This window comes from Streptomyces griseoviridis (assembly GCF_005222485.1).
GTDB lineage: Bacteria > Actinomycetota > Actinomycetes > Streptomycetales > Streptomycetaceae > Streptomyces > Streptomyces hintoniae.
The window spans coordinates 377,089-391,054 of sequence record NZ_CP029078.1; the positions used below are offsets into that span (position 1 = coordinate 377,089).

General features: G+C 72.2%; 11 protein-coding genes. 6 read left to right on the forward strand and 5 right to left on the reverse strand.

Translation table 11 applies throughout. The features are described from left to right. Window positions 1–55 precede the first annotated feature (55 nt). Window positions 56–1,015 carry a GlxA family transcriptional regulator gene (locus DDJ31_RS01500; protein WP_127182120.1) on the reverse strand — a complete coding sequence of 320 codons (960 nt, stop codon included), beginning with the start codon at window positions 1,013–1,015 and terminating at the stop codon, window positions 56–58. A gap of 130 nt (window positions 1,016–1,145) precedes the next feature. Here DDJ31_RS01500 and DDJ31_RS01505 point away from each other — a divergent pair, with 130 nt between their 5' ends. After that, the gene (locus DDJ31_RS01505; protein ID WP_127182119.1) at window positions 1,146–1,505 is read left to right on the forward strand and encodes a PRC-barrel domain containing protein; all 360 of its coding nucleotides are present in this window, start codon (window positions 1,146–1,148) and stop codon (window positions 1,503–1,505) included. Between the two features lie 123 nt (window positions 1,506–1,628). On the opposite strand, the gene DDJ31_RS01510 is transcribed toward DDJ31_RS01505, so the two are convergent. Both DDJ31_RS01510 and DDJ31_RS01515 read right to left on the reverse strand, forming a co-directional pair. Beyond that, window positions 1,629–2,363, reverse strand: coding sequence for an MgtC/SapB family protein (locus DDJ31_RS01510; RefSeq protein ID WP_127182118.1), 735 nt, complete (start codon window positions 2,361–2,363; stop codon window positions 1,629–1,631). A gap of 314 nt (window positions 2,364–2,677) precedes the next feature. After that, window positions 2,678–3,694 (reverse strand): LacI family DNA-binding transcriptional regulator, encoded by a 1,017-nt coding sequence (locus tag DDJ31_RS01515; RefSeq protein ID WP_240678322.1) that lies wholly within the window; start codon window positions 3,692–3,694, stop codon window positions 2,678–2,680. A gap of 148 nt (window positions 3,695–3,842) precedes the next feature. Between DDJ31_RS01515 and DDJ31_RS01520 the strand changes: the two genes are divergently transcribed. The 5 genes from DDJ31_RS01520 (at window position 3,843) to DDJ31_RS01540 (ending at window position 10,608) form a co-directional block, all read left to right on the forward strand. Further along, entirely contained in the window at window positions 3,843–5,669 is a 1,827-nt protein-coding gene (locus DDJ31_RS01520) for a glycoside hydrolase family 2 protein (RefSeq protein ID WP_127182116.1), read from the forward strand. 145 nt (window positions 5,670–5,814) lie between these two features. After that, window positions 5,815–7,158, forward strand: coding sequence for an extracellular solute-binding protein (locus DDJ31_RS01525; protein WP_127182115.1), 1,344 nt, complete (start codon window positions 5,815–5,817; stop codon window positions 7,156–7,158). A gap of 34 nt (window positions 7,159–7,192) precedes the next feature. Continuing rightward, complete coding sequence (locus tag DDJ31_RS01530) at window positions 7,193–8,098, forward strand: carbohydrate ABC transporter permease (RefSeq protein WP_127182114.1); 906 nt, start codon at window positions 7,193–7,195, stop codon at window positions 8,096–8,098. A gap of 1 nt (window position 8,099) precedes the next feature. After that, a complete protein-coding gene (locus tag DDJ31_RS01535; protein WP_127182113.1) occupies window positions 8,100–9,041 on the forward strand; it encodes a carbohydrate ABC transporter permease in 942 nt (313 codons plus the stop codon). Between the two features lie 88 nt (window positions 9,042–9,129). Continuing rightward, window positions 9,130–10,608, forward strand: a complete 1,479-nt coding sequence (locus DDJ31_RS01540; protein WP_127182112.1) for a glycoside hydrolase family 43 protein — start codon at window positions 9,130–9,132, stop codon at window positions 10,606–10,608. Between the two features lie 77 nt (window positions 10,609–10,685). Here DDJ31_RS01540 and DDJ31_RS01545 read toward each other — a convergent pair whose 3' ends face one another. Both DDJ31_RS01545 and DDJ31_RS01550 read right to left on the reverse strand, forming a co-directional pair. Then, window positions 10,686–13,238 (reverse strand): discoidin domain-containing protein, encoded by a 2,553-nt coding sequence (locus tag DDJ31_RS01545; protein WP_127182111.1) that lies wholly within the window; start codon window positions 13,236–13,238, stop codon window positions 10,686–10,688. A gap of 214 nt (window positions 13,239–13,452) precedes the next feature. Beyond that, window positions 13,453–13,953, reverse strand: coding sequence for a hypothetical protein (locus DDJ31_RS01550; RefSeq protein ID WP_127182110.1), 501 nt, complete (start codon window positions 13,951–13,953; stop codon window positions 13,453–13,455). Window positions 13,954–13,966: the final 13 nt, after the last annotated feature.

Sequence of the window (13,966 nt, forward strand, 5' to 3'; positions counted from 1 at the left end):
GCGGCCGGGCCGCTCACCACGGACGGACCCGGGGGCCGACGGCGCGCGGGACTGGTCACTCGCCGCGCGCGAAGGTGCGGCGGTACTCGCTCGGTGTGGTGCCCAGGATGCGCTGGAAGTGCAGCCGCAGGTTCGACCCGGTGCCCAGGCCCACGTCCGCGGCGATCCGCTCCACGCCCCGCTCGGAGCGCTCCAGGAGTTCGCGGGCCCGGTCGACGCGGGCGCGCATCACCCACTGCATCGGCGTGTAGCCGGTCTCCTCCACGAACCGCCGGGAGAAGGTGCGCGGCGAGACGGCCGCCTGGCGGGCCAGCGACTCGAGGGTGAGGGGTCGGTCCAGGTGGTTCAGGGCCCACTCGCGGGTGGTGGCGAAGCGTTCGCCGAGCGGCTCGGGCACGCTGCGCGGCACGTACTGCGCCTGGCCGCCGCTGCGGTAGGGGGCGGCGACCAGGCGCCGGGCGGCGTGGTTCGAGGCGGCCACCCCGAGGTCGCCGCGCAGGATGTGCAGGCACAGGTCGATGCCGGAGGCGGCGCCCGCCGAGGTGAGCACGGTGCCCTCGTCGACGAAGAGGACGTTCTCGTCGACCCTGATGTGCGGGTGGCGCGCGGCGAGGGCGCGGGTGTAGTGCCAGTGGGTGGTGGCCCGTCGGCCGTCGAGGAGGCCGGTGGCGGCGAGGGCGAAGGCGCCGGTCGAGATGGCGGCGAGCCGGGCGCCCCTGGTGTGGGCGGCCGTGAGGGCGTCGGTGACGGCGCGCGGCGGGTCGTCGCGGTCGGGGAAGCGGTAGCCGGGGATGAAGACGATGTCGGCCCAGACGAGGGTGTCGAGGCCGTGCGCGACATGGTAGGAGAGCCCGTCGCCGCCGGTCACCAGGCCGGGTGCCGCACCGCACAGCCGTACCTCGTAGGGCATGCTCGCGCGGGTCGTGAAGACCTGGGCGGGGATGCCGACGTCCAGCGGTTTGGCCCCTTCGAGGACGAGGACGGCGACACGGCGGAGGCGGGAGGTGGGCGGCACCCGGACAGCGTACGCAGCGGGTGGACGTGGGCGCTTTCCGGTTTGGCGGCCGGGGTTCGGGTGATCCGTGAGGGAGCAGGTGTACAGCAGTGCGCCGTTCACCCGCCCGCTCGTGCACGAAGGGACGCACATGACGAACGACTCGCTGTGGAGCTACGCGCCCACCGCAGGACACACCCCCGACCTGGACTTCACCGGCTACACGGTGGAGGCCCTCGACGGCCGGGTCGGCAAGGTCGACAAGCACTCCAACGACGTCGGCCCGCAGTACCTGGTGGTCGACACCGGCCCGTGGATCCTCGGCAAGGAGGTCCTGCTGCCGGCCGGCACGGTCGAGGCCGTCGACCACGAGGCGAAGACCATCCGGGTGGGCCGCACCAAGGAGCGGATCAAGGCGGCGCCCGAGTTCGACAAGGAGAAGCATCTCGGCGACCCGGCCTACCGCGACCAGCTCAGCGGCCACTACGGCTCGGACGGCCCCGGTCACTGACGTCCGCCGGGTGCAGACGCCCCGGCACGGCAAGGGCGCCCCCGCGGTCCGCGGGGGCGCCCTTCGTCCGGGTGGGCACCGGGGGTCGCCCGGTTCCTCTCCCGCCCGGCCGGGTGGTTGGTGCTACTCGTCGTCGAGGGCCGCCGACGTGACCGACACGTCTATCACGCCCTCGTCCTGGAAGAGTTCCGCGACCAGGTCGGTCGGGTCCTTGCTGCCTTCGAGGCCGAGCAGGACGCGGGCCGCGTCGTCGGTGCGGCCCGGCAGGCGCTCGACGGTGACCTGCAGTATCCGAAAGCCCCGCCGGGTGCACATCTGCATCAGCCGGGGCAGCAGCGCCGAGCCGGTCCTGTAGGTCAGCCGGACCTCGAAGGTGCTGGTGACCGATCCTGGCGACAGCCGGGCGGACAGCGGCGGGTAGCCGCGCACCACCAGGAAGTGCAGGACGGTCGCGGCGCCGGCCAGCAGCGGGAGTCCGCCGCCGCAGGCCATGCCGACCGCGGCGGTCAGCCAGACGGTGGCGGCGGTGGTCAGACCGCGGACGGCGTCCCGGCGGACGAAGATGAGGCCGCCGCCGATGAAGCCGATCCCGGAGACGATCTGGGCCGCGACCCGGGACGGGTCGAAGGAGACGTTCTCCAGCCCGAGCACCCCGTTGAACCCGTGTTGCGAGACCTGCATCATGAGTGCGCTGGCGACCCCCACCAGGGTGTGGGTGCGCAGTCCCGCACTCTTCTGTTTCGCCGCCCGCTCCCATCCGATGAGGGTGGACAGCAGCAGCGCCAGCGCCAGTTCGGCGAATTGTCGTAGTCCTTGTCCGTTGTGCGGATCCCACAACGATGTGGCCAGCCCATTCACGGGAGGGTTCCTGCCCCGTTTGCGGCCGGGCACTCCCCGGGCGCGGGCGCGGGATCCGGACAGCTCCGTGCGCCGTCCCGCCGCCCCGACCGGCCCGAACACCCGCTCGATGCAACGGGGTCGCAACCCCCGCCCCGCGACAGTGCGGTGGACCCGGCCGGCCCGCGCAGTCGGCGGCGCGGGCCGGCCGGACCGGCGGAGCCGGGGTCAGGCGCGCGCCGCCGCCCGCCCGGATCTCCCGGCTCCGCGCCCGGAGGCTCCCATTCGGACTCCGACTCCCGGTGCCCCCCGCTCCCCCGCTCCGCCGGCCCCGTTCACCCGCCGCTGCTCTCCCGCACGATGACCCGGTGGCCGATCACCTCGTCGCGGCCGGGGCCCGGTTCGTCGGGGGTGTCGATGCGGTGCACGAGCAGGTCGACGGCGACGCGGGCGATCCGGGGTTTGTCGGGGGCCACCGTGGTCAGGCTGGGCACGCTGAAGCGGGCGGCCTCGATGTCGTCGAAGCCGACCACGTCGAGGTCGCCAGGGACCGAGCGGCCCGCCTCGTGCAGGGCGCGCAGGGCGCCGAGCGCCATGTGGTCGTTGAGGCAGAGCAGCGCGTCGGGCGGGGACTCCCGGCGGATCAGCTCGGTCGCGGCCTGCGCGCCGTCCCGCCAGTGGAACGCCCGCACCGGGACCACCAGATCGGGGTCGAAGGGGACGGCGGCGTCGCGCAGCGCCTGGCGGTGGCCGTCGGTGCGCAGCCGGTCGGTGCCCTGCCTGCCCCGGACGGCGCCGCCGATCACGGCGATCCGGCGCCGCCCCCTGGCGAGCAGATGGGCGGTGGCGTCGCGGGCGGCGCGCACGTTGTCGATGCCGACGTGGTCGGTGTCGCCCTCGGCGGGGCGTTCACCGAGCAGGACGACCGGCAGCCTGCGGTCGCGGGTGGCGAGGTCGCGGGGCAGCAGGGAGAGCGGGCTGAGGATGACGCCGTCGGAGAACTGGGTGTCGAAGCCGTGCAGCGCGGCCAGTTCCCGCGCGCGCTCGCCGCCGGTCTGGTGGAGCAGCACGGTGCGTCCGAGCCGGTCGGCCTCGGCCATGACGTGCTTGGCCAGCTCGGAGAAGTAGGCCACGTCGAGTTCGGGGACGGCGAGGGTGATCATGCCGGTGCGGCCCTGGCGGAGCTGCCGGCCCGCGATGTTGACGCGGTAGCCGAGCGCGTCGATCGCCTCGCGCACGGCGGTGCGGGTCCGCTCCGACACGTGCTCGTAGTCGTTGATCACGTTGGAGACGGTCTTGGGAGAGACGCCCGCGTACTCCGCCACGTCCTTGATCCTGGGTCTGGCAGCCACGCTCCCTCTTTCCTCCGCCGACGGTGATCGTACCGACCGTGACGGAGCGAATTCAGGCCGGTCAATCTCCGCCGACATATTTACATCGTTGTAATCGCCATGATGCCATGTGCCCGCACCGACCTGCACTCTCGATGCGAGGAGCCCCATGCCCGACCCGAATCCGCCGGAGCAGCCGCCCCGACCCGAGTACCCCAGGCCGCAGTTCGTCCGCGACGCCTGGCTCAATCTCAACGGCGCGTGGCAGTTCGAGACCGACCGCTCCGACACCGGGCTCGAACGCGGCCTGCTGGAACGCGAGTTGACCGGCCGCATCGTCGTCCCGTTCTGCCCGGAGTCGGAGTTGTCGGGCGTCGGCGACCCGGACTTCCTGGAGGCGGTCTGGTACCGGCGCACGGTGACCGTCCCGGCCGACTGGGCCGACGCCCGGGTGCTGCTGCACTTCGGCGCCGTCGACCACGACACCACGGTCTGGGCGAACGGCCGCGAAGTCGCCAGGCACCGGGGCGGGTTCACGCCCTTCACCGCCGACCTCGGCGAGGTGGCCGCCGCCGGCGCGGAGCTGACGCTCGTGGTGCGGGCCCGCGACAGCAGGCACGGCGTCCAGGCGCGCGGCAAGCAGGCCACCTGGTACGCCAACTCGCACTGCCACTACACCAGGACCACCGGCATCTGGCAGACCGTCTGGCTCGAACCGGTGCCCCGAGCCGTCGCGCTGCGGCGCCCGAGGATCACCCCCGACCTGGCGTCGGGCTCCTTCTTCGTCGAGCTGCCGCTGACCGCGAACGCGCCGGGCCACCGGGTCCGCGCCACCCTGGGGGACGCGTCGGGCACCCTGGTCACCGCCGAGTCGCGCGCCGACCTCGACCTGTGCCCGCGGCTGGTGCTGCCGGTGCCCGACGCCGCCGTCCGCCCCTGGTCGCCCGCCGACCCGCACCTGTACGACCTGTCGTTGGAGGTGCTGGCGCCGGACGGCACGGTCGTCGACGCGGCCCGCTCCTACGCGGGTCTGCGCTCGGTCGCGGTGCGCGGGCGGCAGCTGCTGCTGAACGGCGAGCGCGTCTTCCAGCGGCTGGTCCTCGACCAGGGCTACTACCCCGACGGACTGATGACCGCGCCGAGCGACGCCGCGCTCGCCGGTGACATCGAACTGGGGATCGCGGCCGGTTTCAACGGCGCGCGGCTGCACCAGAAGGTGTTCGAGGAGCGCTACCTGTACCACGCCGACCGGCTCGGCTACCTGGTGTGGGGGGAGTTCGGCGACTGGGGGTGCGAGGTCGGCGTCCGCGACGACAACCAGCGGCCCGACGCCTCGTACGTCACCCAGTGGCTGGAGGCGCTGGAGCGGGACTACTCGCACCCCTCGATCGTCGGCTGGTGCCCGCTCAACGAGACGTACCAGCCGCTGCACGACCGCGTCACCGTCCTGGACGACGTCACCCGGGGCATGTTCCTCGCCACCAAGCAGGCCGACCCCACCCGCCCGGTCATCGACGCGTCCGGCTACGCGCACCGGGTGGCGGAGACCGACGTCTACGACGCGCACTGCTACGAGCAGGACCCGGTCGCGTTCGGCGAGGCGATGGCGGGGCTGGCCGAGGGCCGCCCGTACGTGAACACGGGTCCCGACGGCCGCACCTGGTCGCTCCCCTACGCCGGACAGCCGTACTTCTGCAGCGAGTTCGGGGGCATCTGGTGGGACCCCGAGGCCGCCGCGGCGGCCGGCGACGACTCGGGCGTCTCCTGGGGGTACGGCGAACGGCCGCGCACCGAGGCGGAGTTCGTCGAGCGGTTCCGCGGTCTGACCGGGGTGCTGCTCGACGACCCGGAGATGTTCGGCTACTGCTACACCCAGCTCACCGACGTCTTCCAGGAGCGCAACGGCGTCTACCGGTTCGACCGTTCGGAGAAGGCCGACACCGCGCTGCTGCGGGACGCCCAGCTCCGCGCGGCGGCCTACGAGCGCAGCCGGTAGCGACGGCGACCCGCTCCGCGCGCGCGGAACTCACCGCAGTCCACCCCTGATGTACAACGATGTAGATCTGTGGGCGGTACGCGGCGACGGCCGACCCGGTCTCCGGGCGGGGCCGCCGCCGCGCCGCCCGCGGGGAAGGAGCCCCATGACCGCCACACCCCCACCGGTCCCCCGCCCGGGACCGACCAGACGCCGCGCCCTGACGACGGCACTCGCCGCGGGCGCGGCGGTGCTCGGCGCCGGGGCGCTGAGCGGCTGCGGAGCCGCCCAGGCCGCCGACGGCTCGACGGTCCGCCTCTGGGACCTGTTCAGCGGGGCCGACGGCGGTCTCCTCAACGACATGGTGCGCGCGGCGGGTCCCGACATGCCGGGGACCGGGATCGAGCGCACGGTCCTGGAGTGGGGCACCCCCTACTACACCAAGCTCGCCATGGCCTCGGCCGGCGGGCGCGGCCCCGACGTCGCGATCTCGCACATGTCCCGGCTGGCCGGGTACGCGCCCACCGGTCTGCTCGACCCGTGGGACCTGGACCTGCTGGCCGAGTACGGCGTCACCCCCGACGACTTCGCCGACGCGGTCTGGTCCAGGACCAGGTTCGAGGGCCGGACGTACGCCCTGCCGCTCGACACCCACCCGTTCATCGTCTTCTACCACCCCGAACCGGCCGCGCGGGCGGGCCTGTTGACGAAGGACGGCACCCTGGACACGGAGGCGTTCGGCTCCCCCGACGCCTTCCTCGCCGCCGGGCGGGAACTGGCCGCGGCGTCGGGCAAGCAGGGCATCGCCTTCGGCTACGTCACCGACTCGGCCCAGGGCTGGCGGCTGTTCTACGGGCTGTACCGGCAGACCGGCGGGGTCTTCCGGCTCCCCGCGGGCGGGCCGGCCGAGGTCGACGTGGACCGGATGGCCGAGGTGATCGCCTTCATGGCGAAGCTCGTCGACGGCCGGGTCAACCCCCGGCGCCTCGACTACCCGGCGGCCATCGCCGCCTTCGCCAACCGGCAGACGGCGATGATCCTGTCCGGCGAGTGGGAGCTGGGCACCTTCAGGGCCGCCGACCCGAAGGTGGGCGCCGCGCCCTTCCCCACCGTCTTCGGCACGCCCGCCGTGTACGCCGACTCGCACTCCTTCGTGCTGCCGCGCCGCCCGCACCCGGACGCGGGACACCGCCGGCGCACCCATCGTGCGGTCGCCGCGCTGCTGAAGGCCGGCCAGATCTGGGCCGGCGCCGGCCACATCCCGGCCTACCGGCCGGTCACCGAGACGGCCGCGTACGCGAAGCTGCGTCCGCAGGCCGACTACGCGCGGGCGCAGAGCCATGTGGTGCTCGACCCGGCGGTCTGGTTCGCGGGCGCCGGATCGGACTTCCAGAACGCCATGTGCCAGGTCCTCCAGCAGGCCCTGCTCGGCGGCCTCGCCCCGGACCGCGCCGCGCGCGCCATGGTGCGCCGCCTCGACACCTTCCTCTCCAAGCCCAGCCCGGCCTGATCCGGCTGCGACCATCCGCGCAGGAGGCACGACGATGTCCTCTCCCCTGGCCCCGCCCACCCCCGGGCCACGCTCCGCGCGCCGGCTCCTCTCCCCCGGCCTGCTGTTCGCCCTCCCCTTCCTGGTGCTGTTCGCCGTCTTCATGCTCTGGCCGCTGGGCCAGGGGCTGTGGATGAGCCTCACCGACACCTCGCTCTCGGCCCACTCCCCGGACTTCATCGGCCTGGACAACTTCTCCGAGGCCGTCAGGGACGCCGAGATGTGGCGCGCGCTCGGCCACACCCTGTGGTTCACCGCGCTGTCGACGGTCCCGCTGGTGGCGGTGGCGCTCGGCATGGCGCTGCTGGTGCACACCGGGCTGCCGGGGCAGTGGGTGTGGCGGCTGGCGTTCTTCGCCCCCTACCTGCTGCCCGTGGGCGTCGTCGGGCTGCTGTGGATCTGGCTCTACCAGCCCGACCTCGGCCTCTACAACCACCTCCTCGACGGCCTCGGCCTCGGCCAGGTGGCGTGGCTCAGCGATCCGTCGGTGGCCATGTCCGCGATCGCCCTGACCACCCTGTGGTGGACGGTGGGCTTCAACTTCCTGCTCTACCTGGCCGCGCTGCAGTCCGTGCCCGACCATCTGTACGAGGCGGCGGCGATCGACGGGGCGGGCGCCTGGCGCCGGCTGTGGTCGATCACGCTGCCGCAGCTCAGCCGGATCACCGCGGTCATCACCGTGCTGCAGATCCTGGCCTCGCTGAAGGTCTTCGACCAGGTGTACCTGCTGACCAAGGGCGGCCCCGACAACTCGACGCGCCCGGTGGTCGAGTACGTCTACGACGTGGGCTTCACCGGCTACCGCCTCGGATACGCCTCGGCGATCAGCTACATCTTCTTCGCCCTCGTCGTCCTCGCCTCCGCGGCCCAGTACGCCGCCCTCCGCCGCCGGGAGAAGTGACATGACCTCCACCGACCTGCCCGTCCGTCCGGCGCCCGCGCCCCGGCCGCCGAGGATCAGAGAACTGTCGGCGGGCCGCCGGCGCCCGCCGTCGGGGCGTACCCATCTCTCGCTCGGGGAGAGCCGGCTCGCGCGGGTGCTGGCGCTCGCGGTCCTCGGGGTGCTGGCCGTGGTGTGGCTGCTGCCGATGGCGTGGGCGCTGCTGACCGCGTTCAAGTCCGAGCCGGACGCGAGTGATCCGGTGCACTGGCTGTGGCCGCGGCACGGGCTGACGCTCGACGGGTTCCGTACCGTCTGGGAGCGCGGCGACCTGCCGCTGTGGATGTTCAACAGCTTCCTGGTCTCGGCCGCCGTCACGGTGATCACCGTGCTGGTGTCGGCGATGGCCGGATACGCCTTCTCCAGGACCCGGTTCGCGGGCGGCCGGTGGCTGTTCGCGCTGACCGTGGCGGCGGTGCTGGTGCCGCCGCAGATGCTGATCGTGCCGTGGTTCCGGCAGATGCTGAGCCTCGGGCTGCTGGACACCTACGCGGCGGTGATCCTGCCGCAGACGGTGGCGCCGGTGATGGTGTTCATCCTGAAGAAGCACTTCGACTCCCTGCCGAGGGAGTTGGAGGAGGCGGCCAGAATCGACGGCGCCGGGCACGCGCGGATCTTCTGGTCGGTGCTGCTGCCGCTGTCGCGGCCGATGCTCGCCGCCGTGTCGATCTTCGTGTTCATCGGGGCGTGGAACAACTTCCTGTGGCCCTTCGTCTCCACGTCGGACCCGGCGCTGATGACGCTGCCGGTGGGCATCACCTCGGTGAAGGACGCCTACGGCATCCAGTACGCGCAGTCGATGGCGTCGGCGGTGCTGGCCGCGCTGCCGCTGGTGCTGGTGTTCCTGTTCTTCCAGCGGCACATCGTGAAGTCCGTGGCCACGACGGGACTCGGCGGCCAGTGAACCGGCCTCGCCTCACGCCTCGTTGACACCGCACCGCCTCTTCCCTACCGTCCGGTCCGAGACTTACATCGATGTAAGGGAGCCGCGCATGAGCACCACTCCCCGCACCGTCCGCCCGGCGGCCGTGGCGGCCGTCCTGCTGGCCCTGCTGTTCTCCTTCGCCCTGGTCCCCCCGGCCGGCGCGGCGGGCCCCGCCGCGGGCGCGGTCGCCTCCCCCGGCGCGGTCGCCGCCGCGAGCACGACGTTCCGCAACCCGCTCAACACCGGGCCCGACCCGTATCTGACGTACTGGAAGGGCTCCTACTACCTGACCACCACGCAGGGCGGCAGCATCAAGATGTGGCGCTCGCCCTCACTGGCCACCCTGCTCGCCTCCGACCCGGTCACCGTGTGGACGGACACCGACACCTCCCGCAACCGGAACATCTGGGCGCCGGAGTTCTACCGCTTCGGCGACCGCTGGTACCTCTACTACACGGCCGACGACGGCGTGGACGACCACCACCGGGTCTACGTCCTGGAGTCGGACCGCGACGACCCGGCGGGCCCCTACCACTTCAAGTCGGCGCTCGTCCCGCCCAACCACACCGCGGACTTCGCGATCGACCCGAGCGTCTTCACCCACAACGGCCGCCTCTACCTGGCCTACAGCGGCATCAACGCCTACCAGCACAACGGGCTGAACATCGCCCCGCTGTCGAACCCGTACACCGTCTCGGGCAACGCCGTCGCGATCGACGCGGCCGGCGGCTGCCCCGAGGTGCGGGAGGGCCCCGAGTTCCTGAACCGGGGCGGCCGCACCTGGATGACGTACTCGACGTGCGACACGGGGAAACCCGACTACCAGGTGTGGATGCTGTCGCTGCCGGACGGCGCCGACCCGCTGGTGCCCGCCAACTGGACCCAGCGGTCGGGGGCGTTGTTCTCCCGCAACGACAGCAGGGGCGTCTTCGGACCCGGCCACCACGCGTTCTTCACGTCCCCCGACGGCACCGAGGACTGGATGGTCTACCACGCCAAGTCGACCTCGGTGAACACCTACACCGACCGCACCACCCGGGCCCAGAAGATCACCTGGAACGCCGACGGCAGCCCCGCCCTCGGCACCCCGCTCGCCATGGGAGCGACCCAGAACCTGCCCTCGGGCGACCCCGGTTCGGGCAACCACTGGATCAACGACGACGGCCGGTCCAGCGCCGACGGGACCCTCGCCTACACCGGGACCTGGAACTCGGGCACCGGCTGCGCGGCCCAGTGCTTCTGGGGCGACGACCACTGGAGCGACCGGGCGGGCAACACCGCCACCTTCTCCTTCACCGGGACCAGGATCGCGCTGCTGTCGGTGCGGGACACCGGCAACGGCATCGCGGCGATCAGCGTCGACGGCGGGGCCGAGCAGCGCGTCGACTTCTACGGGGCGATCCGCACCGGTGAGACCGTCCAGTACCTCAGTCCGAAGCTGGCGTCCGGCCGGCACACGCTGCGGGTGCGGGTCACCGGCGAGCACAACGCCTCGTCCCAGGGGTCGTTCGTGAGCGTGGACCGGGCGGAGGTGTACACCGGCTGACCGCACGCGCGGGCGCCACGGACCGAACGGCTCGGTCCGTGGCGCCCGTTGTCGTCGTCCGGCTCAGAGGACGGCGATCACGGGAACTGCGTGATCTTGGAGGGGATGGTGTCGGTGCCCGAGGTGGGCGACCCGGTGTCGTTGACGACGTGGGCGTACTGGCCCTTGCCGCCCAGCGAGATCACCAGGATGTCGTGCAGCTTCACCCCCGCCTTCACCGGCACCTGGAAGCCGTGGCGCTGGACGATCGACGGATCGGACGTGAAGTTGCAGTAGCTGCCGAGGCCCCACGCCTCATGGGTGGTGACGGTGTCGGCGACCTTGTAGGCCGCGTAGCCGACGATGCCGTCATGGGTGATGGCGGCCGCGTTGGGCGCGTCGTACGCCTTCTCGTTCTGGAAGAAGATCGTGCGGCCGCGCTCACCGCTCCACAGGACGTCGTACTTGTTGAAGTGCTCCACGAACAGGCCGGTCGCGAGCACGTCGTCGCCGTTGACCTTGAGTCCGTAGTCGGCCCGGTTGGTCTCCCAGCCGACGCCCGCGCCGTGGTCGGCCCGCCACAGCCAGGTGTGGTCGATGACGACGTCGTCGCTGTTGACCACCACGGAGTTGGTGGCGAGTCCGGGTCCCGCGCCGCCGACGCGCACGAACACGTCCTGCATGGTGGTCGGGTTGGCCGCGTGGTCGGCGCCCGCCCCGGCGGGGCCGATCTGGAGCAGGGTGTCGGAGTTGGCGGCACCGGCGTCGATGAGGAAGCCGGCCAGCCGGACACCGTCGACGTCCGCGACGTGCATCGCGTCGACACCGCCGTCGGGGACGATGGTCGCGAGGCCGAGCCCGAGGACGACCGTGTTGGCGCGGGTGACGTTGATCGTCTGGTTGAGGTGGTAGACGCCGGGCGTGAAGAGCAGGTTGAGGCCCTGGGCGAGCGCCGTGTTGATGGTGGCGGCCGTCGCGCCGGGCTTGACGACGTAGAACTGGCTGAGCGGCAGCGAGGTGCCGCCCGCGTTGGCGGGCCAGGAGACACCGCGGGACGCGGTGCGCTTGGCCGGGACGAAGACCTTGTAGTCGTTCCCGTCGAGGTAGAGGAACGGCTTCTCACGCGAGATCGGGGTGGTGTCGAGCGTGGTGTACGGGCCGCTGTCGAAGTTGGTGGCCGGGGCGCCCTGGACACCGGTGAACGTCATGTTCCAGACGCCGTTGGTCCAGCCGCCGACCGAGCTGTCGCGGGTGTACCACTGCTGCTGGGAGTACGGGCCGACGGTACCGTCGATCTTCGAGTCGGCGATGTACCCGCCGGAGGCCCAGCCGTAGCCGTTGGGCGCCAGGTTGAGGCCGCCCTTGACGTGGATCCGGCGGAACGGCGCGGCCTGCGCGACGGCCCACCGGTCGGTGCCGTTGGACGGCGTGATGGCGAGGTTCTCCGCCGAACGCCAGAAGTTCTGCGTGGCGTTGCCGTTGAACCAGCCGGCGTCGACCGTGATGTCCCCGTTGATCTGCGTGTCGTCGGGGTTGAGTCCGAGGCCCGAGATCGAGGTGTAGAAGCCGAGTTGGGCGTTGATGCCGTTGTAGGTGCCCGGCTTCATCAGGAACTGGTAGCGCCCGGAGCCGAACTGCGCGGACTCCTGCTGGGCGAAGACCTGGTCGAACTTCTGCTGGAGGTTGGGCGTGGAGGGGTCCACCACGATGACGTTCGGACCGAGGTCTCCGCCGCCCTGGACGGGCGGGGTGCCGCCGCCCGAGCCGGTGTGCACGGCGACCTCCCACAGCGAGTAGCCGTAGCCGGTGCCGCGCGCGGTGCCCAGCACCCGGACGTAGCGGCCGTTGCCGCTGACGTCGTAGGAGGCCCGGCCGCCGGTGCCGCCGGTGACGGTCTTGAGCGTCGTCCAGCTCTGGCCGTCGGCGCTGGCCTGGATCTGGAAGTCCTTGCCGTACGCCGCCTCCCAGTTGAGGTCGACCTTGCAGATGTCCTGCGCGGAGCCGAGGTCGACCCGGACCCACTGCGGGTCGACGGCCTGGCTCGACCAGCGGGTGGTGTCGTCGCCGTCGAAGGCGGCCGAGGCGGGGGTGCCCGCGTTCTCTGTGGAGGACGCCGAAGCGGCCTTGCCCTGGGCGGCGTTGGCGGTGTTGCAGGCGGCGGGCTGGGTGGTGCCCGTGGTGCCGAACACCTGGAACTCCCAGAGGGAGTAGCCGTATCCGGTGGCCCGGTGGACGCCCTGCAACCGGACGTAGCGGCCCTGTCCGGTCACGGTGAGGGTGTCGGTGCCGCCGTCGCCGCCGGTGACGGAGGTGAGGTCGGTCCAGGAGCCGCCGTCGGGCGAACTCTGGATCTTGTAGTCCTTGCCGTACGCGGCCTCCCAGTTCAGCACGATTTTGCTGATCGAGGCGGTGGCGCCGAGGTCGACCTGGAGCCACTGGTCGTCGGTGGCGGCCGAGGACCAGCGGGTGGCGAGGTCACCGTCGACGGCACTCGCGGCGGGCGTGCCCGCGTTCTCCGTCGAGGAGGCGGTGGCCGTGCGGCCCTGCGACAGGTTGGCGTCGGCGGCCGCGGCGGTCGGGGGACTGAGGGTGGGGAGGGTGACGAGCGCCGCCGTGGCGACGAGCGCGACACCCAACGATCTGAATCTCATGCCATGTTCCTCTGCGGGTGCGACGAGGGATGGTCACAACAGGGCCGAGCCGCTCCGGGCAGGGAGGTGCCAGGGGTGGGGAGGTCGGGAACGCGGCGCGGCCACTTAGTTCACGGCTTGATTTAAAGGATGACATCAGGGTTCCGGCAACCCCCCGGACCCAGGAATCTTTCAAGTCGTGTTCACAGCAGGCGGGTTGAACGGCGTGCGGCGTTCAGAAAATGAGGCAGGCCAGTTCCTCGGCGAGCCGCACGAGTTCGGCGTCCCGGTCGGCGAGCAGCCGCGGCATGGCGCCACCGTGGTCGCGCACCGCGCGGCGGGCGGCCGACTCCCAGCCGAGCTGGTCGTCGTGGCGGCGGCGGGCCTTGGGTGACGTGGCGGCCACCGTCTCCCACTGCCGGGCGCCGGCGATGCTGCGCAGCAGCCGCAGGAGCTGCGCCCGGCAGGTGACCTGGGGGCGCTGGGCGAGGTGCCAGAGGAAGGGGACCGTGGCGGGGGTCGCCTCACCGACGACGAAGCCGTACTGGCAGATGCGGTGGCGCAGCCGGTCGACGCCGGTCCTGGCGGCGGCGTCGTCGCCCGAGGCGATGGCGGCCAGCAGGTAGGGGATGGCGGCGGCGCAGCCGGTCACGTCCGTGAGGTCGCGCCACGGCACCTGTCCGACGTCGTGGAGCGTGGCGCCGGGTGTCCGGTCCCTCGTGGGGGCGCTCGTCATCGGCGGGCCCCTC